Consider the following 26,310-nt stretch of genomic DNA (forward strand, 5'->3'; position numbering starts at 1 on the left):
CGGGCCCTCTGTACGTGCGAACGTCCGCTACCGCTGCGAGGGTGCGAAGCGGTTCCGCAGGGCTGTCAGACCGCCCTCGGTCAGCCGTCCCGGCAGCCGCAGTCGGGCCACCCCGCCGTCCGGGAAGACCTCGATGCGCACGTGCGTGACGGGCGGTACGTCGGTGAGCCGGAACCGGTGCCGAGTGTCCGGCTGCACCCTCGTGCGCGGCAGCAGTTCGAACCAGCCGTCCGGGTCCACGCTCGCGTCGCTGCCCATCAGGGCGACCCAACCCGGCGCGTTGCCGAGGTAGTTGTCGATGTCGATCTCGGCGGCCAGGATCTGCGCCTGCTCGACCAGGCGCACCCGCACCCAGTCGTGTCCGTCGTCCCGTCGGCGGCGGGTCTCCCAGCCCTCGCCCATCACCCGCGAGCGGCCCGGCGCGTTGAGGTTGTGCGGCGATGAGAAGTAGCGGTCGCTGGCCGCCTCGGCCACCGCGCCGTACTCCTGCGCCGCGAGGTCCACCGTGAGCCCGTCCAGCCAGGCCGGATCCGGCACCGCCTCGCCGAACACGCGCAGCCTGGCCACCCCGCCGTCGGGGAAGATGTTCAGCCGCACATGGGTGAACCGCTGCCCGGAGGTGACGGTGAACGGGTGTGCCGTGTCGCCCTTGAGATCGGTGCGCGCGACGATCGTGGTCCACCGCACCGCCGGGTCGAGCAGTTCCTCGACCGAGGGTGTGCCGGGCACGGACGCGGCCTCCACCGAGCCGCTCGGCGGGTAGTTGCCGGTGAAGAACGCGGTGTCCACCACGATCCCGCGCAGCTCACCGGGCACGCCGAGCCGGACGATCGCCCAGTCGTGCGCGTCCGGTTCGGGATGCGGGTGCTCGGCCGAGGGGCCGCGCCGGCGGCGGGTCTCCCAGCCGTCCATGATCTGGCCCTTGGGTCCGAACGTGTGCGGTACGAAGACCGGCGGCTCGGCCTTGAGCAGGTTCTCCTTCTCGGCGAACCACTCGTCGTTGGCGGCCACCACGCCCGCCCCGAGGGCGCGCGAGGCGAGGTTGACGTATTCGGTGAATTCGGCGGTCATCGGCTGATCTCCTCGTCCGGAAAGGAAGTCGACGGCTACTCGGCTACAACTCGGGACGAGGGGGCGGGCCGTGGCCGCGCAACCGGCGCATTCCCGGGGTGATCACGCGGCGGTCTCCGTCCGGTCCAGGAGCCGGCCGCGCGGGCTTCCGTGCACGTCCACCGGCGCGCCCGCGAGCCACGTGGTGCGCACCGTGCCGGTGAGCGCGCGGCCCGCGTACGGGGTGACCGGGTTGCGGTGGTGCAGCCCGGCCGGGTCCACGGTGAACACCGCGTCCGGGTCGAACGCGACCAGGTCGGCGTCGTATCCCGGTGCGATCGCGCCCTTGCGGGCCAGGCCCACCAACCGGGCCGGGCCGGCCGCCATCAGCGCGACCACGTCTGCCAGTTCGAAGCCGCGTGCCCTGGCCTCGGTCCAGACCGTGGCCAGGCCCAGTTGCAGCGACGCGATCCCGCCCCACGCGGCGGCGAAGTCGCCCACGTCCAGCCGTTTGAGATCGGCGGTGCACGGCGAGTGGTCGGAGACCACGGCGGCGAACGAGCCCGCCTCGATCCCGCGCCACAGCCGGTCGCGGTTGTCCTGGGAGCGGATCGGCGGGCAACACTTGAACGCGGTGTCGCCCGCCGGAACACCCTCGGCGACCAGGGTCAGATAGTGCGGGCAGGTCTCGGCGGTGACCGCGATCCCGTCCGCGCGGGCGGCGTCCAGGAGCGGCAACACCTGCGCCGAGGACACGTGCAGGACGTGCACGCGTGCGCCGGTGCGCTTGGCGATGTCGAGCAACTGCTCGACCGCGACCGTCTCGGCCGCGTCCGGCCGGGACGCGAGGAAGTCGGCGTACGCCCGGCCGGGCACCTGCGGCGCCGCGTCCAGCACGTGCGGCGCCTCGGCGTGGATGATCGCCAGCGCGTCCAGCCGCGCCTGTTCGGTCAGCGCCTGAGCCAACTCGGCCGCGTTCACGTGCGGGAACTCGTCCACGCCGGAGGGTGCGAGGAAACTCTTGAACCCGTACACGCCCGCCCGGTACAGCGGTTCCAGCTCGTCGGTGTTGCCCGGGATCGCACCGCCCCAGAAACCCACGTCCACGTACACCCGACCGCGCGCGACCTCCTGCTTGACCCGCAGCGCGTCGAGGGTGACGGTGGCCGGGATCGAGTTCAGCGGCATGTCGATCAAGGTGGTGACGCCACCGGCCGCCGCCGCCCGGGTCGCGCTCGTGAAGCCCTCCCACGCGGTGCGGCCCGGCTCGTTGATGTGTACGTGGGTGTCCACCAGGCCCGGCAGCAGGGCGAGTTCGCCCAGATCCTCGACCGGCGCGCCGGCGGCGCTGCGATACGGCGCCACGTCGGCGATCCGGCCGCCGGCCACGATCACGTCGGCCGGAAGCTCGCCGGCCGGGGTGAACACGCGGCGCGAGCGTAGTACGAGGGTGGGGGTGTGGGTCACGACGCGTCCTCCGAGTCCACGGGATGGGCCGAGCCGATCCGGTCGGTCGAACCGGGCCGGTCCGTCGAATCGGTCGGGTCCGGCGAGTCGGACGGGTGGTGCGATGCGGTCGGGTGATGCGATGCGGACCGGCCGGCCGGGTCGACCCCGTCGGCCGGGCCGGTGAGCAGGTCTCGGGCCAGACGTTCGCCCGCGTCCTCGGCCAGTTCGCCGGCGCGGGTCATGCTGTCGGCGCCGAGGTCCGCCAGCGCGTAGGCCGCCACGATGCCGGCCGCGTCGAGTTGAACCCCGCTCAACTCGACGCGGCCGCACACCACCGCCACGGGTACACCCCGTTTCCGGGCGGCGACCGCGACCCCGGCCGGTGCCTTGCCGTGCAGGGTCTGCCGGTCCAGGCTGCCCTCTCCGGTGACCACGAGATCCGCCCCGTCGAGCAGTTCGTCGAAGCCCAGGAGTTCGAGCAGCAGGCCGATGCCGGGCCGGATGCTCGCGCCGAGCAGCGCCAGCGCGCCGAACCCGGCCCCACCCGCGGCACCCGCTCCGGGCACCTCGGCCAGTTCGGGCGCGACCACCTCGGCCCAGCGCGCGAGCGCCGAGTCCAGGAGCCGAACCTCGTCCGGCGAGGCGCCCTTCTGCGGCCCGTACACCGCCGCGGCCCCCTTGGGGCCGAGCAGCGGATTGTCCACGTCCGAGGCGATCACCACCTCGACGCCGGCCAGCCGGGTCGCCAGGTCGCCGCGCTCGATCCGGTCCAGCCGCAGCAGCGCGGCCCCGCCCCGGGGCAGTTCCTCGCCCGCCGCGTCCAGCAGCCGTACGCCCAGCGCGCGAGCCAGCCCGGAGCCGCCGTCGGTGGAGGCGCTGCCGCCCAGGCCGAGCACGATCCGGGTACAACCCAGCTCCAGCGCCCGGCCGATCAGCTCGCCCACCCCGGTGGTGTCCGCCGTCAGCGGCGCGGGCCCGTCCGGGAGCAGCGCGAGCCCCGAGGACTCGGCCAGCTCGACCACGGCGGTCCGGCCGCGCACGGCGAGCGCCGCGCCCACCTGCCGCCCGGTGGGGCCGGTGACCCGTACCGGGATGCGCGCGAAGCCGGCGGCCACCGCGGCGTCCACGGTGCCCTCGCCGCCGTCGGCGATCGGCAACATGCGCACGTCCGCGTCCGGACGGGCCCGCCGGATCCCGGCACCGATCCTGACCGCGGCCTGCACGGCGGTCAGGGTCCCCTTGAACTTGTCGGGGGCCAGGACGACGACCGGTCCCATGCGCTGCTCCTTCGGGTGGGCTGCCGGAGGGGATGTCCGGGGTCGGCGCGGAGCCGACCGATCGGATGCCGTGCCGAGGCACAGTCAACTACGTGGCTGCCGCTCTCGGGGAGATCGACAGGGGTGGCGACGGTCCGACGTGCACGCGACACCACGCGGGTGCGACGGTCGGGCGCGGGCCCGACCCGACGCGTGCGATCGGGGTGGCAACCGCCCGGTGACGCGGGCGCGACACCACGAGTGGGATCAGCGTCACCGGGCGGAATCGAAGGGAGCGGGGCGGGCCCCTGGGAGGGGCCGACGACTCGGCCCGCCCCGCTCCGGACCTGACGAGCGGGTACGCCCCGCCGGTCACCCGTGGTCGGCCACGCGGCCGACCACGGGTCGCGGACCGGCTACGGAACCGGCTCGAACTCCTTGACCGCGTCGATCGCCGGCCCGTGCGGCGTGTTCGCCTCGCGCTCGATCATGATCTCCACCAGGACCGGGCGCGACGTGCGCTGCGCCTCCTTGCGGGCCCATTCGATGGTGGACCGGATGTCGTTCGGCTCCACCACCCGCTTGCCCGAGCAGCCGTACGCCTCCATCAGCTTGACGTTGTCGGTGCCGACCTCGTCGTAGTGGATGTCGACCTGGAAGTTCATCTCGTACGGGATCGACGCCTGGCGGATCAGCCCGAGGTACTCGTTGTTGATCATGATGATCACGAACGGCACGTTGTACTGCGCCGCCACCGCGAGTTCCTCGACCAGGTACTGGAAGCCGTAGTCGCCGACGATGCCGACCACCTCGGCGTCCGGGTCGCTGTGCTTGAGCGCCTTCTTGACGCCGATCGCCGCCGGGATCTCCCAGCCGAGCGGGCCGGCCTGGCCGCAGACCTGGTAGTGGCGCGGCTTGTAGGCCTTCTGGTGCTGGCCGCCCCAGATCTGGTAGAGGCCGATCGCGGTGACGAAGTAGGTGTCCTCGTCGAAGACCTCGTTGATCTCCTTGTACACCCGCGGCGCCTTGATCGGCACGCTGTCGAAGTCCTCGCGCCGGGTCAGCGTCGCGCGCAGCTCCTGGATCCGGGCCACCCACGCGCCCGCCTCGCGGCGGATGCCCCGCTCCTTCGCGGTGGCCAGGATCGCCTGGAGGAAATGCCGGGTGTCCGAGACGATGCCCAGGTCCGGTTCGAAGACCTTGCCGATCTGGGTCGGCTCGATGTCCACGTGGATGAACTTGCGGGTGCCCCGGTAGACGTCCAGCGTGCCGGTGTGCCGGTCGCCGAAGCGCGCGCCCAGCGCGAGCACCAGGTCGGACTCCAGGAACGACGCGTTCCCGTAGCGCTGCGAGGTCTGCACGCCGGTCATCCCGCTGTAGAGCGCGTGGTTCTCGTCGATCGAGCCCTTGCCCATCAGGGTGACCTGCACCGGGATCCGGAGCAGTTCGGCCAGCTCGACGAGCTCCTCGTGCGCCTCGCCGATGATCACGCCGCCACCGGAGAGCAGCAGCGGACGCTCGGCGGCGAGCAGCAGGTCCAGGGCGGCGTCCACGCGGGGCTGGTGCGGGAGCACCTCGCTCACCGGCAGCGGCGCGTCCACCTCGGAGTCCCACCAGATCTCCTGCTTCTGCACGTCCAGCGGCAGGTCGATCAGCACCGGGCCGGGCCGGCCCGAGCGGGCCAGCCGAAACGCCTCGCGGAAGATCCACGGCGCCTGTGCGGCCTCCTTGACCTGCACGGACCACTTGGTCACCGGCTTGGCGATCTCGACGATGTCGACCGCCTGGAACGCCTCCTGGTGCAGCTTGCTGGAGACGGCCTGGCCGGTGATGCACACGATCGGGATGGAGTCGGCGAGCGCGGTGTACAGACCGGTGATCATGTTGGTGCCGGCCGGACCGGACGTGCCGATCGCGACGCCGACCCCGCCGTTCGTACGGGCCCAGCCGTCGGCCATGTGGGTCGCGCCCTCTTCGTGCCGGACGATCAGGTGCTCGATGCCGCCGACCGTTTCCAGGGCCTGGTACAGCGGCAGGATCGCCGCGCCGGGACAGCCGAACGCGGTGTCCACACCTTCGGACCTGAGCACCTCGACGACGGCGTTCATGACCGGAACTCGACGGGGTGCCATCAGTTGTCTCCCTGCTTCGAACTGCCTTGCCCGGAACTGCCTTGCTCGGAGCTGCCTTGCCCGGAACCGCCCTGCGCGGGAGAGCCGTTGAGCCTTTCCAGGCCGAGCAGCAGACCGGAGTGGTCCAGCCCGCCGCCGCCCTGGGCGCGCAGCGACGCGACGAGTTGCGCGGTCAGGCCGGCGAGCGGCAGCACGAGGTCGAACTCGCGGGCCGACTCGGTGACGATGCCCATGTCCTTGTGGTGCAGGTCGATCCGGAACCCGGGCTTGAAGTCGCGGTCCCGCATCACCCGGGCCTTGCGGTCCAGGACCGTGCTGCCGGCCAGGCCGCCGGCGAGCACCTTCAGGCCCGCCTCGGTGTCCACCCCGGCACGTTCGAGGAACAGCAGTGCCTCGGCGACGAGTTGGATGTTGCCCGCGACGATGAGCTGGTTGGCCGCCTTGACCGTCTGGCCCGCGCCGTGCGGGCCGACGTGCACGATGGTCTTGCCGAGCACCTCGAACAGGGGCAGCGCGGCGGCGAAGTCCGCCGCCTCACCGCCGACCATGATGGACAGCACCGCCTCGATCGCGCCCGCCTCGCCGCCGCTGACCGGGGCGTCCAGCACCCGCAGCTTTCGCTCGGCGCCGGCCTCGGCCACCGCGATCGAGGTGCCGGGCTTGATCGAACTCATGTCGATCACCAGGGTGCCGGGCTCGACCGTGTCCAACACGCCGCCGTCGCCGAACATCACCTTCTCGACGTGTGGGTCGGCCGGGACCATGGTGATCACCACGTCCGCGTCGCGCACCGCCTCGGCGATGTTCGCCGCGCCCTTGCCGCCGGCCGCGATCAGCCGGTCGATGGCGTCCCGCTCCAGGTTGAACCCGGTCACCTCGTGGCCGGCCCGGACCAGGTGGGCGGCCATCGGACCGCCCATGATGCCGAGACCGACGAAACCGATCCTCTTGCTTGCGCCGGTCATCCGGCCCCTCCCTTGGTGTCGCGCAGCTCGCGCGGAAGCCAGCCGAAGCTGTCCGCGCTCGGGCCGACGGGCTTGTATTCGAGGCCGACGCGCCCGGTGTACCCGGCGGCGACGAGTCGGCGGAACAGGTCTTCGAAGTCCAGCCCGCCGGTGCCCGGTTGCCCCCGTCCGGGAGTGTCGGCGATCTGTACGTGGCCGAACCGGTCGGCGTACGTGTCGATCACGGCGGTGAGGTCCTCGCCGTTGCGGTCGAGGTGGTACAGGTCGCACAGGAAGGTCGCGTTCCCCAGGCCGGTCTCGGCGTTGACCTTGTCCACCACCGCCACCGCTTCCGCGGCGGTGGTCAGCGGATAGCGCGCGTTCTCCGGCGTGTTGAGCGCCTCGATCAGCACGATCGCGCCGATGCCGTGCGCGGCGTGGGCCGCCAGGGCCAGGTTCTCCAGGGCGAGTTCGTCCTGGGCCCGCGGGTCCACGCCGTCCTCGCGGTTGCCGTACAGCGCGTTCAGCGCGCGGCAGCCCAGGCTCTCGGCGAAGCCGGTCGCCGCGGCGATGTTGTCCCGAAAGCGCGCCGATTCGGCCGGCCGGGACAGCAGGCCGCGGTCGCCGGCGGGCATGTCGCCCGCGTCGAAGTTCAGGCCGACCAGGTCGACGCCGGCGTCGCGGATCGCTCGGGCGAGCGCGTCCAGCTCGGCGTCGGCGGGGGTCGGGCCGCCGAAGGGCCACCACAGCTCGATCTCGGCGAAGCCGGCCTCGGCAGCGGCAGCGGGCCGCTCGAGGAGCGGGAGTTCGGTGAAGAGGATCGAGAGATTGATGTCGAAGCGCAGATCACGAGCGCTCACGGGATCACCTCTTCCACGTCGGTTCCACAATGCGGAAGTAAGATTCTGCTCACCGGAATGATGTCACGCGCCTTCAACAGTTTGTCAAGGGTGGCCGCCGCAGTCTGACCCACGCGCGCCCCGCCGACCAGCCCCCCGCCCAGGCCGCTCCCGCCCCGTCGAATCGCCGGCCCGCGGCGCGGGCCCGGCGAGGCTCCCGAGCCGGGCGCTAGGGTTCGAGCGTGCGATTGCGGATTGAGTTCTCGACCGAGCCGTTCGACCTGGACGGCGTGCCGGCCCACGCCCTGGAGGCCCGCCGGGTCCTCGACGAAGCGGGCCTCGACGTGGAGGTCGGCCCCTTCGGTACGACCGCCGAGGGCGAGGCCGACGTGGTCCTCGCCGCGCTGGACAAGGTCTACCGAGGCGCGCTCGGGGTCGGCGCGACTCGGATCTCGGTGCAGGTCACCACCGTGCCGACGGCGCCGGGAGGCCCCGCGTGAGCCCCGCCGAACACCCGCTGGCCGCCGCGATCAAGCCGCTGGTGACCGCGATGGGCGCGCAATTCGTCACCCCGGACGAGGCCGGCCCCGAGGACGTCGTGCTGGACTGGGAGGGCGAACCGGCCGTCGCCGTCCGCCTCCCCGGCCTCGGCACCGCCCTCGACCGCCTCCTCGGCGACGCGGAACGCCAGTACGGCCCGCTGGCCGACCTCGACCGCGAGGCCAAACAGCGCGTGGTCCGCACCCTCGAACAACGCGGCGCCTTCACCATCCGCCACGGCGTCGAGACCGTGGCCGCGGCCCTGGGCGTGAGCCGCTTCACCGTCTACAACTACCTCAACCGCGAATCCCGAGGTTGAACCCGGCCCCCTCGGCCCGGCCCGACCCGCGCGAGGGCGAGCGCCGCCGCGCGCGGAAACGAAGTGCCTCCCCCACGCGAGCACTTCGGCGAGCCTCGTTTCCGGCGGGTCACGTTGTGTTCACCACGATGATCGACTTCAACAAACTGTTGACGCGGGAGATTCGGAGCGCCTAGCGTTCCGGCCATCGTCGCGTCGGGGTATTCGCTCGGACGCGGCGCATGGCTCTGGACGGGCACGCCCGCCGAGTGAGGAGGTTCCCGACATGTCATCAGCGCCAGGACTCGACAGACTCGACGCCGCGTCCGCCGAAGAGGCGATCCGACTGCTCGGTGAGGTCTGCGCGAGTCGTGCCTGGATCGGCGCGCTGCTCGCGGCCCGGCCCTACGGCGACCCGGAGAAGTTGTACGCGAGATCCGACGAGGCGGTGGCGATCCTGACCGCCGACGATCTCCAGGAGGCGATCGACGGTCACGCGGTGATCGGCCGCCCGCGCCACGACGATCCGCAGTCGACGCGCGAGCAGTCCGGGGTACACCGGGCGGGTGACGCGGTGTTGGCCGATCTGCGGGCCGGGAACATCGCGTACGAACAGCGGTTCGGCCACGTCTTCCTGATCTGCGCGAGCGGTCGCAGCGCCGCGGAGATGCTCGCCGAACTGCGGCACCGACTCGACAACAACCCGGCGTCCGAGTGGGAGGTCACCCGCGAGGAACTGCGGAAGATCAACCGCCTGCGCCTGGAAGGGCTGATCTCCGCGTGATCTCCACCCACATCCTGGACACCAGCGAGGGCCGGCCGGCGCCGGACGTGCCGGTCGAGTTGTCCCGACGCGCGGCCGACGGGACGTGGACCGTACTGGGCAACTCGGCGACCAACGCCGACGGACGCTGTCCGGATCTGCCGCCGCTGGGCGTGGATCCCGCCGCCGGCCCGGTCGACGTACGACTGGTCTTCGACGTCGCCGCGTACCGCCGCGCCCGCGGCGAGACGCCGTTCTTCCCGGAGGTGCAAGTGGTCTTCACCGCCGACCCCGGAACGCACTACCACGTACCGCTTTTGCTCAACCCGTACGGATATTCCGTCTATCGAGGGAGCTGACAGGCATGCCGATGGTGCTCGGCCAGAATCAGTACGGAAAGGCGGAGACCCGCGTGGTCCGGGTCCGCCGCGACACCGAACGGCACGAGATCAAGGACCTCAACGTCAGCGTCGCACTGTCGGGCGAGTTGTCCGACACCCACTTCACCGGCGGCAACGGCAACGTGCTGCCCACGGACACCATGAAGAACACCGTGTTCGCGTTCGCGCGAGAGCACGGCATCGACTCGGCCGAGGCCTACGGCATACGCCTGGCCCGGCACTTCGTCGAGTCGCAGCCCTCGATCACCCGGGCCCGGGTGCGGATCGAGGAGTACCCCTGGAACCGCATCCCCGCCGCCGAGGCGCGCAATCGCTTCGTCGGCGCGGACGAGATCCACCACTCGTTCGTCCGGGACGGCGGCGAGACCCGGACCACCGAGATCGTCTGGGAGCACGGCCGGGTCCGGGTGATCTCCGGACTCAAGGACCTGGTCGTGATGAACACGACGGCCTCCGAATTCTGGGGCTACATCAAGGATCGGTACACCACCCTCCAGGAGGCGTACGACCGGATCCTGGCCACCCAGGTCACCGCGCTCTGGCGGTTCTCCTTCGACGCGGCCGACGGCGCGAGCGAACCGAACTGGGAGCGCTCGTACGCCCAGGTCCGCCGGCACCTGCTGGAGTCCTTCGCCGAGACGTACTCCTACTCGCTCCAGCAGTCCCTGTACGCGATGGCGAACCGGGTGCTGACCCATCGGCACGAGGTGGACGAGGTTCGGCTGTCGTTGCCGAACAAGCACCACTTCCAGGTCGACATGGACCGGATGGGCGTCAAGAACGACAAGGAGGTGTACTACGCCGCCGACCGGCCCTACGGTCTGATCGAGGGCACCGTGCACCGCGAGGGTGTCATTCCGCTGATTCCGGTGGACTGACCTCGCTCGTCGGGCATAACCCCCGGAGGATTCTTCATCCGCCGTCCCGCCTCCGGGGCCCGCGCGCAGGACCAGACGGCGGTTCGTTGGCACATTGGACCGCTGCCGCAAGGGACTGCCCATGTCTGTAGGAAACTCCGCGCGGAACTCCGCCGGCTCCGCCCCCTCCGTGGCGGACTCCGCCCGCGCCGCCGGTTCCGGGCGCATCGTGATCGAGAACTGCGCGGTCGCGACCGTCGACGCGCGGGACACCGAGTACGCCTCGGGCCACGTCGTGGTCGCGGGCAACCGGATCGAGTCGGTCGGCGCGGGTGCCGCCCCGGCCGGCCTGGAACACGTCGTCCGCCGGATCGACGGCACGGGCCACCTGGTCACCCCGGGGCTGGTCAACACGCACCACCACTTCTACCAGTGGATCACCCGCGGCCTGGCCCAGGAGTGCAACCTCTTCGACTGGCTCGTGACGCTCTACCCCACCTGGGCGAAGATCGACGACGAGATGTGTTATGCCGCCGCGCAGGGCTCGGCCGCCGCGCTGCTGCGCTCGGGGTGCACCACCTCCACCGATCACGCGTACGTCTTCCCCAAGGACGGCGGCGACATCCTGGGCGCGGAGATCCGCGCGCTGGCCGAACTGGGCATGCGTTTCCAGCCCACCCGGGGCTCGATGGACCTGGGCGAGTCGCAGGGCGGGCTGCCTCCGGACGCGTGCGTCGAGGACACCGACGCCGCGCTGGCCGCGACCGCCGAGGCGATCGACACCTGGCACGACCCGTCCTTCGACTCGATGGTGCGGATCACCGCCGCGCCCTGCTCGCCCTTCTCCGTGACTCCCGAACTCCTGCGTGGTGCGGCCGAGTTGGCCCGCGCCAAGGGAGTGCGACTGCACACCCACGGCTCGGAGACGGTGGAAGAGGAGGACTTCTGCCACGAGAAGTTCGGCATGGGGCCCACCGACTACCTGGAAAGCGTCGGCTGGTTGGGCGAGGACGTGTGGATGGCGCACTGCGTCCACATGAACGACTCGGACATCACCAAGTTCGCCGCCACCGGCACCGGCGTGGCGCACTGCCCGTCCTCCAACGCGCGGCTCGCCGCGGGCATCGCACGCGTTCCGGAGATGCTGGCCGCCGGCGTCCCGGTCGGCCTGGGCGTCGACGGCACCGCCTCCAACGAGTCGGGCGAGTTGGGTACGGAGTTGCGCAACGCGCTGCTGATCGCCCGACTGCGCCGCGGCCCGGCGGCGATGACGGCCCGCCAGTCGTTGCGGCTGGGCACGATGGGCGGCGCCAAGGTACTCGGCCGCGAACGCGAGATCGGCTCGCTGGAGCCCGGCAAGCTCGCCGACCTGGCCATGTGGCGCGTGGACGACGTCCTGCACGCGGGCATCGCCGACCCGGTCGCGGCCCTGGTCCTGGGCGCGGCGGCACCGCTGACCCTGCTGCTGGTCAACGGCCGCGAGGTGGTCGAACAGGGACACCTGTCCCGAGTCGACGAGGAGCAGATCGCCCGCAACGTGGCCCACGCGGCGGCCCGCCTGCGCGCCGAGTAGCCGACGGGAATCCCGGACACGCCGTCACGCGGCCGAAGGTCCACCGGACTTCGGCCGCGTTTCGGCGTGTCCGGGGCACTCGGCCGGTCCGGTCGATCCGCCGTGGTCCCGATCCCGGGTGCCGTCAGTCGCGCGTCGTCGCGGCCTTCGCGACCAGGGCCAGCGGTACGGTCGCGCACCGGGTGGCGGACGCCACGGTCATGGTGCGCACCCCGGTGCGCCCGGCGATGTCGACCAGGCGCGCCGCGTCGCACAGGTAGGCCCGCGCGTGCGGGACGTCTCGGGCGCACGTGGCCGCGTCGACGAAGGCGGGCAGCCACGGCCGGCCGTCCTGCCCGTGGATGAAGACCACCGACTCGTCATCGTCGATCGGGACCACCACGCCGCCGGCCACGATCGCGGCGAGCAGGTCGGCGGGCTCGGTCCCGCTCTCGTCGGCGCGGTCGAGGAGGGCGGCCAGGGCCGGGTTCGCGGCAGTCATGCCATGATCATATGGGCCCTGATTGTCGGGATTCGGCACCGCCGACCGGCGGGCTCCCGGGGCACGCGAAACGGGCGGGTCCGACCTGGATCGGACCCGCCCGTCACCTTCCGCACGCCGTCCCGACACCTCGGGAGCCGGGACCGCTACGCGTCGCGCCCCAGCGTCCGCAGATACGCCCGCCAGCCGCCGAACTCGGTGATCTCCTTGTGCCTGCCCGACTCCGACTCGCCGCGGCGCAGGATCATCGAGAAGCAGGCCGAGCCGTCCTCGAGCTTGATGATCCCGAACTCCAGTTCGGCCGGCTCGGTGGGCAGCAGGTTGTCGCGCAGCACCTCGTCCGGGACCTCGTACACCTCGCCCGCGATCTGCGCCTCGCTCGCGGGATCGGGCAGCAGGCCCGGGCAGCGGTCGCCGATCGAGAAGAAGCGATAACCGGGCGCGGTACGGGTCTTGGCGACCAGCGGCGCACCCTCCAGGTGGTGGTGGAACGGACCACCCTCCATCGCCTGGCCGTTGAGGAACATCCGTGCCATGTGCTGCCTCCTGTTCGATGCCCGCGCGAGAACCGTCGGCGGCGCTCGGCGCCGCAGACGCAGGCGACGAGGTTTCGCCGTCGCCGAGATATCCCGAGAAGAAAAAGATGTAGAAGATGGGGATGCGGAACGACCGGGCCCGCCCGATTGGACGCGCCCCACGACCGCCGGGGTGGGCCCGGCCGTTCCGCGCTTGTGGGGGATGTGCGAACGGCCCTATTCAGTCGAGGAGTTCGCATCCCGGCAGGGTGAGGAATTCGACGAACTCGTCGGCGAGGGCCACCTTGAGGAACAGGTCGCGCGCGTCCGTCCAGCGGCCGGCCTCGAACCTGTCGTCGTCGATGTCCTCGCGCAGCGCGCCCAGTTCCTCGACGACCAGACGCCGGACCAGGTCCGAGGTCACCTTGTCACCCGTGTCCGCGAGCACCACACCGTTGTTGATCCACTGCCACACCTGGGACCGGGAGATCTCCGCGGTCGCCACGTCCTCCATCAGGCCGAAGACGGCGACCGCGCCGTATCCGCGCAGCCACGCCTCCAGGTAGCGCAGCCCGACGCCGACCGCCGCGTGCAGCCCGGCGTTGGTCGGCGAAGCGTCCGCGGACGCCACGTCCAGGAGCTGATCCGCCGTCACCTCGACGTCGTCCCGGGTGCGTTCGATCTGGTTCGGCCGCTCGCCGAGCACCGTGTCGAACGCCTCGCGGCAGACCGGCACCAGGTCCGGGTGGGCCACCCAGGACCCGTCGAAGCCGTCCCCGGCCTCACGGTCCTTGTCGTCGCGCACCTTCGCCAGCGCCGCCGCGTTGGCCGCAGCGTCGCGTCGCGAGGGAATCACCGCGGCCATCCCGCCGATCGCGTGCGCGCCGCGCCGGTGGCACGTACGCACCAGCAGGTCGGTGTACGCGCGCATGAACGGCGCGGTCATGGTGACCGCGTTGCGGTCCGGCAGCACGAACGCGTCTCCCGCGTCGCGGAAGTTCTTCACGATGCTGAACAGGTAGTCCCAGCGGCCCGCGTTCAGGCCCGACGCGTGCTCGCGCAGTTCGTAGAGGATCTCGTCCATTTCGAACGCGGCCGTGATCGTCTCGATCAGCACGGTCGCGCGGATCGTGCCGCGCGGGATGTCCAGCAGGTCCTGCGCGTGCCGGAACACGTCGTTCCACAACCGGGCTTCGAGGTGGCTCTCGATCTTGGGCAGGTAGAAGTACGGGCCCAGGCCCCGGTCGAGCAGGCGGGCCGCGTTGTGGAAGAAGTAGAGCCCGAAGTCGACCAGCGCGCCGGCCGCCGGGACGCCGTCGACCAGGATGTGCCGCTCGTCCAGGTGCCAGCCGCGCGGGCGCATCACCACGGTGGCCAACTCGTCGTCCGGACGCAGCGCGTACGTCTTGCCCTCGGCGGTGGAGAAGTCGATCCGCCGGTCGTAGGCGTCGATCAGGTTGAGTTGGTGGGCGACGACGTTGTGCCAGGTCGGCGCCGAGGCGTCCTCGAAGTCGGCGAGCCAGATCTTCGCGCCGGAGTTGAGCGCGTTGATCGTCATCTTGCGATCGGCCGGACCGGTGATCTCCACCCGTCGGTCGCGCAGTGCGGGCGGCGCCTCGGCCACCCGCCAGTCGGCGGCGCGTACGTCGGCGGTCTCCGGCAGGAAGTCGAGCCGGCCGGTGCGGGCGATCTCCTCGCGTCGGGTCCGGCGCAGGTTCAGCAGTGCGTCGCGACGGCCGCCGAATCGGCGTTGCAGGCTCGCCACGAAGCGCAGCGCGTCGGTGGTGAGCACTTCGTCCGCTCGCGGCACGGAGCCGCCGGTCACTGTGCTGTGCTTGACCACGATGGCCGGTGCACTCATGGGTGGCTCTCCTTCGCCGTCGACGCTCTTTTGTAGAGTGGACATTAGTTTCCGGGAAACGGAAGTTCAACAACTTGTTGAATAAATTCTCGACGGAGGATCACGCCGTGGCCGCAGTCAACTCGAGCACCAACGGCACAGCCAACGGCGCGAGTGGTGGTGTCCAGTCGCTGGAACGTGCGTTCGACCTCCTCGAACTGCTCGCCGACGCCGGCGGAGTGCTGACGCTCAGCGAGCTCGCCGCGCGTTCAGGATTGCCCATGCCCACGATCCACCGCCTCGTACGCACGCTCGTTTCGCTGGGTTATCTGCGCCAGGACGCCTCGCGGCGATACACGCTCGGCCCGCGACTGATCCGACTGGGCGAGACCGCGGGCCGGCTGCTCGGCAGTTGGGCCCGGCCGTACCTGGCCGAACTGATGGAGACCACCGGCGAGACCGCCAACCTCGCGGTGCTGGAGGCGGGCGAGGTGGTCTACGTCGGCCAGGTGCCCAGCCGGCACTCGATGCGGATGTTCACCGAGGTCGGCCGCCGGGTCCAGCCGCACTGCACCGCGGTCGGCAAGGTCCTGCTCGCCCACCTGCCCGAGGCCGACGCCGCACGGGTCCTCGGCGGCCGGCCGCTGGCCTCGCACACCGAGCACACGGTCACCGATCCGGCCGCGCTGCTCGCCCAGTTCCCGCTGATCCGGGCGCAGGGCTACGCGGTCGACGACCAGGAGCAGGAACTGGGCGTGCGCTGCGTCGCCGTGGTGGTGCCGGGCGCGCCGACCGCGACCGCGCTGTCCGTGTCCGGACCCGAGGGCCGGATCCGGGCGATGGAGGAGCACTGGATGACCACCCGGATGCGGGAGATCGCGTCCCGCCTGGGGCAACGCCTGGGCGGGACCGAGTCGGACCCCGAGGCGATGCCCGCCCCTTGAGCCGTCCTCGACACCGAACCGGGCCGCCCCCGGCCCGCGCCCGACCGCACCCGGGCACGCCGGACCGCCCGGAGCGCGCCTTCGGACGAATCCACCAGACCGCGCGCGGCGTCGCCGGCCGCCTCTCGTACGTTCCGCCCGTGGACCGTGGGCGGCACGGACGGCTCTACTGACGGGCATGTCCCACCCCATCGCGCCGCCCGCCCCGCTGCTCGACCGGTTCGGTCGGGCGCACACCGACCTGCGTGTGTCCCTGACCGACCGGTGCAACCTGCGCTGTACCTACTGCATGCCCGCCGAGGGTCTGCCCTGGCTGCCCGCCGGCGAATTGCTCACCCGGGCCGAGACCACCCGCCTGATCCGGATCGCGGTGGACCGCCTCGGTATCCGCACCGTCCGGCTCACCGGCGGCGAGCCGCTGCTGCGGCCGGACCTGCCCGCGCTGATCGCCGACCTGGCCGGCCTGGACCGAGCCCCCGAGTTGTCGCTGACCACCAACGGCATCCGGCTGGCCGCACTGGCGCCCGCGCTGCGTGCGGCGGGACTGCGCCGGGTCAACGTCAGCCTGGACACCCTGCGGCCCGAACGGTTCGCGCTGCTCACCCGCCGGGACCGGATCGAGGACGTGTTCGCCGGACTGCGCGCGGCACGCGCGGCCGGCCTCGCGCCGGTCAAGGTCAACACGGTGCCGGTGCGCGGGATCAACGACGACGAGATCGTGCCGATGCTCGAGTGGGCGATCGAGCGCGGCTACCGGCTGCGCTTCATCGAGCAGATGCCGCTGGACCCGCAGGGCGCGTGGGATCGCGACCTGATGGTCACCGCGGCCGAGGTACTGGAGCGGCTGGCCGCCCGGTTCACGCTGACCGCCGTCCCGCGCGACGACGCGTCCGCGCCCGCCGAGGAGTGGCATGTCGACGGAAGCGCCGCCACCGTCGGGGTGATCGCGAGCGTGACCCGGCCGTTCTGCGGCGCGTGCGACCGGGTCCGGCTCACCTCCGACGGGCAGTTGCGCACGTGCCTGTTCGCCCGGGACGAGTCCGATCTGCGCACCCTGCTGCGCTCGGGCGCGGACGACGCCGAGATCGCCTCCGCGTGGCGGATCGCGCTGTTCGGCAAGGGCCCGGGACACGGCATCGACACGCCCGGCTTCCTCGCCCCGGACCGCCCGATGTCCGCGATCGGCGGCTGACCCGATGACCGCCGAAGCCGTACGCCGGCCGTCCGCGACCACATCCGCCGCGCCGGTCGTGCGCCTGTGCGCCATCCGCGACACCGCGCCGAGCGTCGACGAGGTGCTCGCCGCCATCGCCCACCCGGCGGCCGGTGGCACCTCGGTGTTCGTCGGCACGGTGCGCGACCACGACGCGGGCCGCGCCGTGCGCGCACTGTCCTACTCCGCCCATCCCCTGGCCGTCGACCGGCTCCGCGAGGTGGCAGAGCGCCTCGCCGCCGAGGAACCGGACATCCTGGCCGTCGCCGCGCTGCACCGGATCGGCGACCTCGTGGTCGGGGACACCGCGATCGCGGTGGCGGTGGCCACGGCGCACCGCGCGCGGGCCTTCGCCGCGTGCCGTGAACTGGTCGAGCGGATCAAGCACGAGGTACCGATCTGGAAGCAACAGACCTACACCGACGGCTCTCGGGGCTGGGTCGTCTGCGAGCACTGACCGACGGGTTCGACTACCCGACCGGATCCAGTCCGAGCACCGCGCCGGCCACCGCCGCGAGGGTGGGCGCCACCCCGGCGGTGTCCCGCAGATGACGCGTGCGGGCCACGTCGTTGATCGCGGTCAGCGCCGCGTGCACCCGGATCCGGGCCTGCGCCGCGCCGTACTCCGGTCGTACCGCGCACAGCAGGTGCGCCCACTCCATGAGGTAGTCCGCCTGCGCCTGGCGGGCCCGATGCCGAGCCTGCGTCGGCAGGTGCGACACCTCCGCGAGGAGCAGTGTGACCAGGTCGCTGTACTCGGCCGCGAACCGGATGTACGACCACAGCAGTACCCGCAGCGCGCCCTCGTCGTCCTCGGCGCCGGCCAGCGCGCGGGTCATGTCCATCGACAACCACTCGATGCCCCGGGTCACCGCCGCCGAGAGCAGGTCCGCCTTGCTCTCGAAGTGGTTGTACACGCTGGGGCCGGCGATCCCCGCCGCCGCGCCGATGTCCTCGATGGCCACCCCGGCGTACCCGTGCTCGGCGAACATCCGTACGGCCGCGCCCAGCAGCGCCTCGCGCCGGGAGCGCAGCACGATCCCGGTCGGCCGCGTCGGCGTGCGCGCGATCGACACCAGCTCGGCGGGCCGCGCGGTGACCGCGGCGCGGCCCAACTCCACGAGCAGCCGCACGTACTCCGGACGGGGTAGCTCGATCCGGTGGAAGGAGGGGCTGAGCAGTACCCCAAGGCCGCACCACGCGAGCAGTTCGGCCTGCCCTGGCGACAACTCCGGGCGGGCGTCCCGGATCAGCTCGGCGACCACCGCGGTGACCGCGTGGATCTCGCGCCGCACCTCGGCTCGCTCGGCCGCGGGCAGCAGTCGGCCCTCGCGCTGCCACAACACGCCGACTTCGCGGTGGTCGAGGGTGGCCGCGACCACCGCGCGCAGCACCGTGTCCGGGTCCTCGACCGCGCTGCGGGCCAGCGCGTCGCGCACCGGCGCGACCCCGTCGAGCACGACCTGCATGAGCAGGTGCTGCTTGCTGCGGAAGTGCCGGTACAGCGCGGAGGGCCCCATGCCCACGGCGTCGGCGATGTCGCTCATGCCCACGTCCGCATAGCCCCGGCGGTGGAACAGGTCGGCCGCGGCGGCCAGGATCAGCGCGCGACGGTTACGCGGTCGCGTCCCCCGGGCGGGCGGCACCTGTCCACCGATCTTGCGCACCGCAGCCGCCATCGCGTACTTCCTTCCGGGATCCGCCCCCGCGTCATTGTTCCAGCCGGCATGGCCCCGGGGGTGTGCCTTCGACACGCCCCCGCATGCCCCCGCCTTTGCCCCGCGTGCCCGCTGCGTCCCCGAGCCGGCTCCGCGTCGGGCACACGTCGGGCGCACGTCGAGCCGGACGCTGCACCGGGGAGCCGGCCGGCATCGGCCCGGTTACTACGCTGGGTGGCATGACGACCTCACTGATCACCGGCGCCACTTCGGGCCTCGGCGCCGCGTTCGCCCGACGGCTCGCCCACGAAGGGCACGCCCTCGTCCTGGTCGCGCGGGACGAGGAGCGATTGGCGCAGTGCGCCCGCGATCTGCGCGAGGAACACGGCATCACGGTGGAGGTGTTGCCCGCGGATCTGTCCCTGGACGAGGGGATCGCGGCCGTCGAGACGCGGCTGGCCGATCGGTTCGCGCCCGTGGACGTGTTGGTCAACAACGCCGGCTTCGGCAATCGGGGCGGTTTCCTGGACGCATCCACGGCGGACGAGGTGCGCATGCTCAAGGTGCACTGCGAGGCGGTGCTGCGGCTGACCACCGCGGCGAGTGCGGCGATGCGCGAGCGCGGTCGCGGCTGGGTAATCAACGTGGCGTCCGTCGCGGCCTTCCTGCCCCGCGGCACCTACGGCGCGAGCAAGGCATGGGTGGTCAGCTTCACCGAGGGCGCCGCCCGCGAATTGACGGGCAGCGGTGTGCGGTTGATGGCCCTGTGTCCGGGCTTCGTACGCACCGAGTTCCACCTGCGGGCCGGGATGGGCACATCCAACATCCCCAACTGGATGTGGTTGGACGCCGATCGGGTGGTGGCCGCCGCGATCCGCGACCTCGCGGTGGGCAAGACCGTCAGCGTGCCGGATCTGCGCTACAAGGCGGTGGTCGGGCTGGCCAAGCTCACCCCGCGCGGCCTGTTCGGCAGCGTGTCCACCAGGACTGGTCGGGTGTACGGGCCGACCCGCCCGTAGCCGGCAGGCCACGCCTACCCGCCCGCAACCGGTGCTCGGCGCCGACCCGCTCGGTGCCCGGCGGCGCCCGGTCACGCCGAAGGCCCCGTCGACATGGGGTCGACGGGGCCTACGGGCGCGCACCGGGCGGGGCGGTGTCACCGTCACGCCCCTCCCCCGGGCTTCCGCGAGGTCCGCTGCTCGGCGTCCGGGGACGCCGAGCCGTCAGCGCCTCGGGCGGCCCTTGGGCCGGTCGCTCTTGCCGCGTCGGGCGGCCTTGGGGGACTCGAGGGTGTCCGTCGCCTCCGCTGCCGGCGCCGCTGCGGAGTCCGCACGCTCGGCTTCGACGAACAGCGAGTTCTTGTTCTGCATGTGGGGTTTCGACTTCTGCTTGGCCATGGCCGTTTCCTCCTACGGAGAACCGATGGTCGGTCTCGTCCACTCTCACACCGTTCGTCACGGTGCGCATGTCGAGCGTCACATGTCGTGATGACCGGCTGTCACACGCCGTGATGATCGAATTCGAATGGCAGCTCGAGATTGCTTCTACGATGCCGGAATGCTCCTTGACCAACCCGAGCGCCCACCTCGGCCCCGGCCCCGCCGTGTCAAACGGCGGATCGCCGGCCTGCTGGCCGGCCTGGGCATCGTGTTCGGCTGCGCACAGTGCCTGGCCCCGGCGGACGTCCACGACGCCACCGCGAAGTCCTCGCTGTCCAGCAGTGCGCTCAGGGCCCCCGAGCCGCCCCAGGCCGCCGCCGCGCACCCGCCGTCGGAGACGCTGGACACTCGACGGGGCACGTCGCCGATCGACGGGCGCAGCTATATCCGTGCCCCGGGCACCCGGATCACCGTCTTCGCGCATCGGGGCGCGCCCACGGTGGCACCGGAGAACACCATGCCCTCCCAGGAGGCGGCCCGGAACGTGGGTGCGGACTGGATCGAGAACGACGTGCAGCCCAGCACGGACGGTGTGCCGCACATCATGCACGACGCCACCGTGGATCGAACCACCAACGGCAAGGGCGCGATCCGCGATCTGACGTCCTCTGACCTGGCCACACTGGACGCCGGGGCCTGGTTCAAGCCGGAGTTCGCCGGCACCCGCGTGATGACGCTGCGCGAACAGCTCACGGACCTGCGCACGCGCGGCGGACGACTGCTCCTGGAGATCAAGAATCCGCACTCCCGCGACGAGATCGCCCGGATCGTCCAGGAGGTACGCACCGCCGGGATGGCCGGTCGGGTATTCGTGCAGAGCTTCGACCAGGAGTCGTTGCGGCTGACCCGCGATCTCGCCCCCGAACTGCCGCTGGGCCTGCTCAGCGATCAACTCGACGCCGATCCGGTAGCACTGGCCAAGGAGTTGCGGCTGACCTCGTACAACCCCTCGTACCACGGCCTGGCCCAACGCCCGAACGTGGTCCAAGAGTTGCACGCGGCCGGGATCGCGGTGCTGGCCTGGACGCCGGACGACCCGCGGGAGTGGGCCGCGCTGAACAACGCGGGGGTGGACGGGATCATCACGAACCGGACCGCCGACCTGGTCGCGTGGAACGCCGCGCACACCACCAAGGACGGCGCCCGCCCCTGACCCGCCCCGCCGGAAAACGGCCCGCGACCGACCCGGCCTCCCGGGTCGGTCGCGGGCCTCTTCGTAGCACGGGCCTTTGCGTGGACGGGCATCTCCGCCGCTGGCCTCTCCCCCCGCGGCCTCTCGGTCGACGAACCGAACCCGCGTTCGCGCGGAACCCGGTCGCACGTGCGCCGATCGGCTCCGGTCGTCCACGGAACCGCACCGGCAAACCCTTTACCTCGTGAGGGCAATGTGACATTTTACTGATGTGAGCGAACTCCGTCCCAGTGATGTCGTCGTCATCGGCGCGGGCGTGGTCGGCGCCGCGTGCGCCCACTACGCCGCGCGTGCCGGGCTGTCGGTCACCGTGCTCGACCGCGGCCCGGTCGCGGGCGGAACCACCGGCGCCGGCGAGGGAAACCTGCTGGTCTCGGACAAGCGTCCCGGCCCGGAACTGTCCCTGGCCCTGCTCTCGCTCCGCCTGTGGGCCGAGCTGGCGGCGGAGGGGCACGACTTCGAGTACCAGGCCAAGGGCGGCCTGATCGTCGCGCGCACCGAGGCCGAGGCGGTCGCGATGACCGTCGCGGCCGAGGCACAACGCGCCTGCGAGGTCTCCGCCCACACCGTCGACGCGAAAGAACTGCACTTCTACGAACCGCACTTGGCCCCCGACCTGGCCGGCGGCACGCACTACCCGCAGGACGCGCAGGTGCAACCGGCCCTGGCCGCCGCCGCGTTGCTGCGCTCGGGCGTACGCCTGCACACCGGCGTCACGGTGACCGGCTTCCGGCGCGGGCGCGGCGATCGGGTGCTCGGCGTACGCACGTCGCACGGCGACATCGCGGCCGGTGCCGTGGTCAACGCGGCCGGCACCTGGTCCGGTGCGATCGCCGAGCTCGCCGGCGTGTCCCTGCCGATCCTGCCGCGCCGGGGATTCGTGCTGGTCACCGAGCCGCTCCCGCCGATCGTGCGACACAAGGTGTACGCGGCGGCCTACACCGGGGACGTCGCGAGCGACGACGCGGACCTGGCCTCCTCGGCCGTGGTCGAGGGCACTCCGTCCGGCACCGTGCTGATCGGCGCGAGCCGCGAACGGGTGGGCTTCGACCCCTCGTTCCCGGTACCGGTGCTGCGCCGGCTGGCCGCCCAGGCGATCGAGCTGTTCCCGATCCTGGCCGGCGTCTCGGTGTTGCGCGCCTATCGCGGCTTCCGGCCGTACTGCCCCGACCATCTGCCGGTCGTCGGCCCGGACCCGCGCGCGCCCGGCCTGCTGCACGCGTGCGGCCACGAGGGCGCGGGCGTGGGCCTGGCCCCCGCGACCGGCCTGCTCATCACCCGAGCCCTGACCGGCGACGCCTCCGGGCCCGATCCCGGAGTCGACCCCACCCCATTCGCCCCGACCCGCTTCGCGGAGGTGTCCTCGTGACCGGCGTATCCCGACCCACCCCGGTCCACCCGCCCGACGAGGAGCACTTCCGGCTGAGGGTGGACGGCCGGAGCATCCCGGTCGAGGCCGGTCAGACCGTCGGCGCCGCGATGCTCGCCGCCGGGATCCGGTCCTGGCGCACCACCCGGTTCGCGGGCAAGCCGCGCGGGCTGTTCTGCGGCATCGGCGTGTGCTTCGACTGCCTGGTCACGGTCAACGGCACGCCGTCCCTGCGGGCCTGCCTGGTCACCGCCCGGCCCGACGACGAGGTGACCACGACATGATCCACGACCTGGTCGTCGTCGGCGCCGGCCCGGCCGGACTGACCGCCGCCGTCACCGCCGCCCGGTTCGGCCTGCGCGTCGCCGTTCTCGACGCCAACTCCCGGGCGGGCGGCCAGTATCACCGACACCGCGCGGGCCGGCCGCCGGCCTGGCCGCCGCTCACGCGCCTGCACACCGTCGAGCACCTGGCCGAACATCGCGTCTGGGCGGTGGAACGCTCGGCCGAGGGTTTCACGGTGCACGCCGTGGCCGGCGAGCGGGACACCACCCCGGTGACCGTCATCGGCCGCCGACTGCTGCTGGCCACCGGGGCGTACGACCGGCAACTGCCCTACCCAGGCTGGGACCTGCCCGGTGTGTTCACCGCCGGCGGCACCCAGGCGCTGATCAAGGGCAACGGCGTGCCGCCCGGTCGACGTGCGGTGGTCGCGGGCACCGGCCCGTTCCTGCTGCCGGTCGCGGTCGCGCTGGCCGACGCGGGCGTCGAGGTGCGGGCCGTCCTGGAGGCGTCCCGGCCCACGCCGCGCGCCGCCGCCCTCGCGCCGCACAGCCCGGCCCGCGTGGTCGAGGCGGCCCGCTACGCCGCCGCGCTGGCCCGGCGGCGGATCCCCTATCGCACCGGCCGGGCCGTGATCGCGGCAACCGGCGACCACACCGGACTGACCTCGGTCACCGTGGCCCGGCTCGACGCGAACTGGCGCGCGCGGCCCGGCACCTCGACCGAACTGGCCTGCGACACGCTCGCGGTCGGCTACGGCTTCACCCCGCAGCTCGAACTGGCCGGCCAACTCGGCTGTGCGAGCACCCCGGACGGTTTCGTCGCGGTGGACGCGCGGCAGACCACCGACGTACCGGGCCTGTTCGCCGCCGGCGAGAGCACCGGCATCGGCGGAGTGCATCTCGCGTCGGTCGAGGGCGAGTTGGCGGCCCACGCGATGGTCGGCCGGACGCCGCCGCGCGCGTTGCTGCGCCGCCGGGCCGCGCTCACCCGGTTCGCCGACGGGCTGCGCGCGCTCTATCCGGTCCGACCGGGCTGGTTGTCCTGGTCGGACGCGCACACCCCGATCTGCCGCTGCGAGGAGGTGCCCCGAGGGCTGATCGAGGACGCGGCCCGCCGAGGAGCCGACGACGTGCGCTCGGTCAAGCTGCTCACCCGCGCGGGAATGGGCTGGTGCCAGGGCCGGATGTGCGCCGAGGCCACCGCGTGCGTGTTGTCCGACGTGCTGGACCGACCGGTCGCCGCGCCCCCGCCCACCCGTCCGATCGGTGTGCCCATCCGTCTCGGAGACCTAGCCCAAGGAGCCCCATGAGCCCACACCCCGCCACTCCTCCCCGCTCCGCCCCGGACCCGGCCGACCGCAAGCCGTGGCACGGAATCGTGGTGGCCACCGCGCTACCGCTGCGCGAGGACCTGTCCGTGGACTTCGACGCGTATGCCGAGCACGTGCGGTGGCTCGTGGATTCGGGCTGCGACGGAGTCTGCCCGAACGGCTCGCTCGGCGAGTACCAGTCGCTCACCCCGGACGAGCGGGCCCTCGTGGTGCGGGTCGCGGTCGAAGCGGTGGGCGGCGACCGGGTACTGCCCGGCGTCGCGGCGTACGGCGCGGCCGAGTCACTGCGCTGGACCGAACAGGCCGCCGAGGCGGGCGCCCGAGCGGTGATGCTGCTCCCGCCCAACAGCTACCGCGCGGACACCCGCACGGTGCTCGACCACTACCGCACCGTGGCCGGCGCCGGCCTGCCGATCGTCGCCTACAACAACCCGTTCGACACGAAGGTCGACCTGACCCCGCGACTGCTCGCGGACCTGTACGAGGAAGGGCTCGTGGTCGGCGTCAAGGAGTTCACCGGGGACGTACGGCGGGCCTACGAGGTGGCCGAACTCGCGCCCGGTCTCGACGTGTTGATCGGCAGCGACGACGTCGCGCTGGAGTTCGGCCTGGCGGGCGCGGTGGGCTGGATCGCCGGCTACGCGAACGTCTTCCCGCGCGCGAGCGTCGAGTTGTACCGCGCGGCGGTCGGCGGCGACGTGCGCGCCGTGTTGCCGCTGTACCGACTGCTGCATCCGCTGCTTCGGCTGGACTCGCGCACCGAGTTCGTGCAGTCCATCAAGTTGTCGATGGACCTGGCCGGCCTCCGGGGCGGCCCGTGCCGCCCGCCGCGGCTCCCGCTGCTGCCCGAACAGGAAGCCTCGGTGCGCGAGTTCACCGAGAAGGCACTCGCGGAGGGACTGACCTGATGCGCTCACGACACGTCTTCCACGCGGTCGACTCGCACACCGAGGGCATGCCGACGCGGGTGATCACCGGCGGCGTCGGGGTGATCCCCGGCACCACGATGGCCGAGCGACGCGTGCACTTCATGGCCCACCTGGACCACCTGCGCACGCTGTTGATGTACGAGCCGCGCGGGCACGGCGCGATGAGCGGCGCGATCCTGCAACCGCCGACGCGACCGGACGCGGACTACGGCGTCTTGTTCATCGAGGTGTCGGGCTGTCTGCCGATGTGCGGGCACGGCACGATCGGGGTGGCCACCGTGCTCGTCGAGACCGGCATGGTCGAGGTGGTCGAACCGGTCACCACGGTGCGGTTGGACACGCCCGCCGGTCTGGTGGTCGCCGAGGTCGAGGTACGCGACGGCGCGGCCCGTTCGGTGACCCTGCGCAACGTCCCCTCGTACGCACACACCCTGGACGCGACCGTGGACGTGCCCGGGCTCGGCGCGGTCGGCTACGACATGGCGTACGGCGGCAACTTCTACGCGATCCTGCCCATCGAGAAGGTCGGCCTGCCGTTCGACCGAACCGAGGCCGGACGCATCCTGGACACCGGGCTGGCCATCATGGCCGCGATCAACGAGCAGGCCCGGCCGGTGCACCCGGAGGATCCCGAGATCGCGGGCTGCCACCACGTGCAGTTCCTCGCCCCGGGCTCGGACGCCACGCTGTCGCGCAACGCGATGGCGATCCACCCGGGTTGGTTCGACCGCTCGCCGTGCGGCACCGGAACCAGCGCGCGGATGGCCCAGTTGGCGGCGCGCGGCGAGTTGGCGGTGGGACAGCAGTTCGTCAACGAGTCGTTCATCGGGACCCGCTTCCACGGGCGGATCGTGGACCGGACCGAGGTCGCCGGATATCCGGCCGTGCTGCCGCTGATCACGGGACGGGCCTGGATCACCGCCACGGCGCAGTATCTGCTCGACCCGGAGGACCCGTTCCCGGCCGGGTTCCGCCTATGAGGAACCGCCCGGGGACCGGGGCCGGGACCGGGC

At 72.2% G+C, this 26,310-nt stretch carries 27 protein-coding genes; 16 read left to right on the plus strand and 11 right to left on the minus strand.

Annotated elements, in window-relative coordinates:
* Positions 1 to 27: 27 nt before the first annotated feature.
* The 6 genes from alc to ACIRL2_RS18265 form a co-directional block, all read right to left on the minus strand.
* A complete protein-coding gene (gene alc, locus ACIRL2_RS18240) occupies positions 28 to 1,071 on the minus strand; it encodes an allantoicase (RefSeq protein ID WP_402233211.1) in 1,044 nt (347 codons plus the stop codon).
* 102 nt (positions 1,072 to 1,173) lie between these two features.
* On the minus strand, positions 1,174 to 2,517 hold the full coding sequence (gene allB / locus ACIRL2_RS18245; protein WP_395863580.1) for an allantoinase AllB: 1,344 nt from the start codon (positions 2,515 to 2,517) through the stop codon (positions 1,174 to 1,176).
* The gene (locus ACIRL2_RS18250) at positions 2,514 to 3,776 is read right to left on the minus strand and encodes a glycerate kinase (protein WP_402233214.1); all 1,263 of its coding nucleotides are present in this window, start codon (positions 3,774 to 3,776) and stop codon (positions 2,514 to 2,516) included. Before ACIRL2_RS18250 ends, allB begins: the two co-directional genes overlap by 4 nt.
* A gap of 395 nt (positions 3,777 to 4,171) precedes the next feature.
* Complete coding sequence (gene gcl / locus ACIRL2_RS18255) at positions 4,172 to 5,887, minus strand: glyoxylate carboligase (protein WP_402233217.1); 1,716 nt, start codon at positions 5,885 to 5,887, stop codon at positions 4,172 to 4,174.
* Entirely contained in the window at positions 5,887 to 6,852 is a 966-nt protein-coding gene (locus ACIRL2_RS18260) for a 2-hydroxy-3-oxopropionate reductase (RefSeq protein WP_402233219.1), read from the minus strand. The genes gcl and ACIRL2_RS18260 overlap by 1 nt, the downstream gene beginning before the upstream one ends.
* Positions 6,849 to 7,691: a TIM barrel protein gene (locus ACIRL2_RS18265; RefSeq protein ID WP_395863574.1), complete on the minus strand. Its 843-nt coding sequence runs from the start codon at positions 7,689 to 7,691 to the stop codon at positions 6,849 to 6,851. Before ACIRL2_RS18265 ends, ACIRL2_RS18260 begins: the two co-directional genes overlap by 4 nt.
* A gap of 221 nt (positions 7,692 to 7,912) precedes the next feature.
* Here ACIRL2_RS18265 and ACIRL2_RS18270 point away from each other — a divergent pair, with 221 nt between their 5' ends.
* From ACIRL2_RS18270 to ACIRL2_RS18295, 6 genes are all read left to right on the plus strand, one after another.
* Entirely contained in the window at positions 7,913 to 8,170 is a 258-nt protein-coding gene (locus tag ACIRL2_RS18270) for a thiamine-binding protein (RefSeq protein WP_395863572.1), read from the plus strand.
* 50 nt (positions 8,171 to 8,220) lie between these two features.
* Positions 8,221 to 8,529, plus strand: a complete 309-nt coding sequence (locus tag ACIRL2_RS18275) for a helix-turn-helix domain-containing protein (RefSeq protein ID WP_395864059.1) — start codon at positions 8,221 to 8,223, stop codon at positions 8,527 to 8,529.
* A gap of 265 nt (positions 8,530 to 8,794) precedes the next feature.
* Positions 8,795 to 9,292 (plus strand): 2-oxo-4-hydroxy-4-carboxy-5-ureidoimidazoline decarboxylase, encoded by a 498-nt coding sequence (gene uraD / locus ACIRL2_RS18280; protein WP_402233223.1) that lies wholly within the window; start codon positions 8,795 to 8,797, stop codon positions 9,290 to 9,292.
* Positions 9,289 to 9,630, plus strand: a complete 342-nt coding sequence (gene uraH / locus ACIRL2_RS18285) for a hydroxyisourate hydrolase (RefSeq protein WP_395863568.1) — start codon at positions 9,289 to 9,291, stop codon at positions 9,628 to 9,630. Before uraD ends, uraH begins: the two co-directional genes overlap by 4 nt.
* A gap of 5 nt (positions 9,631 to 9,635) precedes the next feature.
* Positions 9,636 to 10,550: a factor-independent urate hydroxylase gene (pucL, locus tag ACIRL2_RS18290; protein WP_395863566.1), complete on the plus strand. Its 915-nt coding sequence runs from the start codon at positions 9,636 to 9,638 to the stop codon at positions 10,548 to 10,550.
* Positions 10,551 to 10,671: 121 nt separating this feature from the next.
* Entirely contained in the window at positions 10,672 to 12,102 is a 1,431-nt protein-coding gene (locus tag ACIRL2_RS18295; protein WP_402233228.1) for an 8-oxoguanine deaminase, read from the plus strand.
* Between the two features lie 124 nt (positions 12,103 to 12,226).
* Here ACIRL2_RS18295 and ACIRL2_RS18300 read toward each other — a convergent pair whose 3' ends face one another.
* From ACIRL2_RS18300 to aceB, 3 genes are all read right to left on the minus strand, one after another.
* A complete protein-coding gene (locus ACIRL2_RS18300) occupies positions 12,227 to 12,583 on the minus strand; it encodes an SseB family protein (protein WP_402233230.1) in 357 nt (118 codons plus the stop codon).
* Between the two features lie 146 nt (positions 12,584 to 12,729).
* Entirely contained in the window at positions 12,730 to 13,119 is a 390-nt protein-coding gene (locus ACIRL2_RS18305; protein ID WP_395863560.1) for a gamma-glutamylcyclotransferase, read from the minus strand.
* 220 nt (positions 13,120 to 13,339) lie between these two features.
* Positions 13,340 to 14,959: a malate synthase A gene (aceB, locus tag ACIRL2_RS18310; RefSeq protein WP_395863558.1), complete on the minus strand. Its 1,620-nt coding sequence runs from the start codon at positions 14,957 to 14,959 to the stop codon at positions 13,340 to 13,342.
* Positions 14,960 to 15,066: 107 nt separating this feature from the next.
* Here aceB and ACIRL2_RS18315 point away from each other — a divergent pair, with 107 nt between their 5' ends.
* The 3 genes from ACIRL2_RS18315 to ACIRL2_RS18325 all read left to right on the plus strand — a co-directional run bounded on the left by ACIRL2_RS18315 (position 15,067) and on the right by ACIRL2_RS18325 (position 17,552).
* Positions 15,067 to 15,882 (plus strand): IclR family transcriptional regulator, encoded by an 816-nt coding sequence (locus tag ACIRL2_RS18315; protein WP_395863556.1) that lies wholly within the window; start codon positions 15,067 to 15,069, stop codon positions 15,880 to 15,882.
* A gap of 178 nt (positions 15,883 to 16,060) precedes the next feature.
* The gene (moaA, locus tag ACIRL2_RS18320; RefSeq protein ID WP_402233235.1) at positions 16,061 to 17,074 is read left to right on the plus strand and encodes a GTP 3',8-cyclase MoaA; all 1,014 of its coding nucleotides are present in this window, start codon (positions 16,061 to 16,063) and stop codon (positions 17,072 to 17,074) included.
* A 4-nt stretch (positions 17,075 to 17,078) separates the two neighbouring features.
* Complete coding sequence (locus ACIRL2_RS18325) at positions 17,079 to 17,552, plus strand: molybdenum cofactor biosynthesis protein MoaE (protein ID WP_402233238.1); 474 nt, start codon at positions 17,079 to 17,081, stop codon at positions 17,550 to 17,552.
* Positions 17,553 to 17,565: 13 nt separating this feature from the next.
* Here ACIRL2_RS18325 and ACIRL2_RS18330 read toward each other — a convergent pair whose 3' ends face one another.
* Positions 17,566 to 18,774 (minus strand): TetR/AcrR family transcriptional regulator, encoded by a 1,209-nt coding sequence (locus ACIRL2_RS18330; protein ID WP_395863551.1) that lies wholly within the window; start codon positions 18,772 to 18,774, stop codon positions 17,566 to 17,568.
* A gap of 218 nt (positions 18,775 to 18,992) precedes the next feature.
* Here ACIRL2_RS18330 and ACIRL2_RS18335 point away from each other — a divergent pair, with 218 nt between their 5' ends.
* Positions 18,993 to 19,772, plus strand: coding sequence for an SDR family NAD(P)-dependent oxidoreductase (locus ACIRL2_RS18335; protein WP_395863549.1), 780 nt, complete (start codon positions 18,993 to 18,995; stop codon positions 19,770 to 19,772).
* A 204-nt stretch (positions 19,773 to 19,976) separates the two neighbouring features.
* Here ACIRL2_RS18335 and ACIRL2_RS18340 read toward each other — a convergent pair whose 3' ends face one another.
* Positions 19,977 to 20,150 carry a hypothetical protein gene (locus ACIRL2_RS18340; RefSeq protein ID WP_395863547.1) on the minus strand — a complete coding sequence of 58 codons (174 nt, stop codon included), beginning with the start codon at positions 20,148 to 20,150 and terminating at the stop codon, positions 19,977 to 19,979.
* A 160-nt stretch (positions 20,151 to 20,310) separates the two neighbouring features.
* Between ACIRL2_RS18340 and ACIRL2_RS18345 the strand changes: the two genes are divergently transcribed.
* From ACIRL2_RS18345 to ACIRL2_RS18370, 6 genes are all read left to right on the plus strand, one after another.
* Positions 20,311 to 21,345 carry a glycerophosphodiester phosphodiesterase gene (locus tag ACIRL2_RS18345; protein WP_402233242.1) on the plus strand — a complete coding sequence of 345 codons (1,035 nt, stop codon included), beginning with the start codon at positions 20,311 to 20,313 and terminating at the stop codon, positions 21,343 to 21,345.
* A 250-nt stretch (positions 21,346 to 21,595) separates the two neighbouring features.
* On the plus strand, positions 21,596 to 22,753 hold the full coding sequence (locus tag ACIRL2_RS18350) for an NAD(P)/FAD-dependent oxidoreductase (protein WP_402233244.1): 1,158 nt from the start codon (positions 21,596 to 21,598) through the stop codon (positions 22,751 to 22,753).
* Positions 22,750 to 23,037: a (2Fe-2S)-binding protein gene (locus ACIRL2_RS18355; RefSeq protein ID WP_395863541.1), complete on the plus strand. Its 288-nt coding sequence runs from the start codon at positions 22,750 to 22,752 to the stop codon at positions 23,035 to 23,037. The genes ACIRL2_RS18350 and ACIRL2_RS18355 overlap by 4 nt, the downstream gene beginning before the upstream one ends.
* On the plus strand, positions 23,034 to 24,347 hold the full coding sequence (locus tag ACIRL2_RS18360) for an FAD-dependent oxidoreductase (RefSeq protein WP_402233247.1): 1,314 nt from the start codon (positions 23,034 to 23,036) through the stop codon (positions 24,345 to 24,347). The genes ACIRL2_RS18355 and ACIRL2_RS18360 overlap by 4 nt, the downstream gene beginning before the upstream one ends.
* On the plus strand, positions 24,344 to 25,276 hold the full coding sequence (locus tag ACIRL2_RS18365) for a dihydrodipicolinate synthase family protein (protein WP_395863537.1): 933 nt from the start codon (positions 24,344 to 24,346) through the stop codon (positions 25,274 to 25,276). The genes ACIRL2_RS18360 and ACIRL2_RS18365 overlap by 4 nt, the downstream gene beginning before the upstream one ends.
* Positions 25,276 to 26,277 carry a 4-hydroxyproline epimerase gene (locus ACIRL2_RS18370; RefSeq protein WP_395863535.1) on the plus strand — a complete coding sequence of 334 codons (1,002 nt, stop codon included), beginning with the start codon at positions 25,276 to 25,278 and terminating at the stop codon, positions 26,275 to 26,277. Before ACIRL2_RS18365 ends, ACIRL2_RS18370 begins: the two co-directional genes overlap by 1 nt.
* The last annotated feature ends 33 nt before the right edge of the window (positions 26,278 to 26,310 follow it).

Source organism: Embleya sp. NPDC127516, assembly GCF_044765325.1.
Lineage (GTDB): Bacteria > Actinomycetota > Actinomycetes > Streptomycetales > Streptomycetaceae > Embleya.